Annotated in this window: 1 protein-coding gene; it reads right to left on the bottom strand. The window is 66.0% G+C overall.

Annotation, left to right across the window (positions count from 1 at the left end):
• Nucleotides 1-1241, bottom strand: a 1241-nt coding sequence (locus A5650_RS03710; RefSeq protein ID WP_156743996.1) for an AMP-binding protein, incomplete at both ends; no start/stop codon positions are given.

The raw sequence follows: 1241 nt of genomic DNA, 5'->3' as shown, positions 1-1241 counted from the left end.
GCCACCGCATCCAAACCCTCCGACGACAGTGTCCCCACTGCCGACGCGGTCTGGCTCAACACCGTCACCCGCTCGCGGACAAGCAAGGCATGCAGGTCTTCTGGGGAGCGGGCCACCTCATCGGGCACCACCACCAGCCGCCCGCCACCCAACAACGCCCCGAAAATCTCCTGCACCGAAGCGTCAAAAGCCAACGAATGCCACTGCGACCACACCCCCGCCACCGGCAACGGCGCATGCAACGACTCCATCAACTGGGTCACATTGCGATGCGCAACCGCCACCCCCTTCGGAACACCCGTGGTGCCCGAGGTGTAGATCAAATACGCGACGTCATCGGGGGCCGGAGCCGCCACCGCGGTGCCAGGCTGAGTTGCCACCACGGGATCGTCGATATCGACGACCAACAGATCCTGCCCAGCCAGCCCCGACCTCAAACCCGCTGTCGCGATCACTGCGACCGGCGCTGCGTCGGAAAGCACAAACCCGATCCGCGCCGCTGGCAGACCCGGATCGATCGGCACATAGGCTGCGCCCGTCTTGAGCACCCCCAACATGGCCACGATCGCCTCACCCGAACGCGGCACCAACAACCCCACCCGCTGCCCCGGCCCAGCGCCGTAAGCCGCCAACAGATGCGCCCATCGGTTCGACGCCACATCGAGCTCTTGATACGTCCACGAACGACCCTCGAAGGTCAGCGCCACCGCCGTGGGAGCGCTCGCCACATGCGCGGCGAACAACTCCGGAATTGACACCGCCGCCGGTGCCGGAGCGGTCAACACCGCACGACGCCCCCACCCCTCCAGCCGGGCATGTTCGACCTGATCGAGCAGATCTATCGACGACAACCGGCGGCCCGGGTCAGCGCTGATCGCCACCAACACCCGACTCAGCCGTTCGATCAACGCCTCGATGCCGGCCGCATCAAACACTTCGGTGTCGTACTCGATGCGCAAGCTCAATTCCGGGCCAGGCGCGGCCGCCACCGTCAGCGGGTAGTGGTTATGTTCTCGTGTGCTGACCTCGGTGATGGCCAACTGGCCGTCGCCTGCATCCGCGGCGGTGTCGATGGGGTAGTTCTCGTAGACGAACAGGGTGTCGAACAGCTGGTCGTGGCCGGTGAGCCGGTGGATCTCCGGCAGCGCAAGATGCTCGTGTTCCAGGGTGCGGTGGTGGGCGCGTTGCAACTGCTCGAGCAACTCCACACCTGTGGTTGCCGCCGTGAGGGTCGCGCGCAC

The organism is Mycobacterium sp. 1164985.4, from assembly GCF_001668575.1.
Lineage (GTDB): Bacteria > Actinomycetota > Actinomycetes > Mycobacteriales > Mycobacteriaceae > Mycobacterium.
This window is presented reverse-complemented; position numbering and strand designations above follow the sequence as displayed.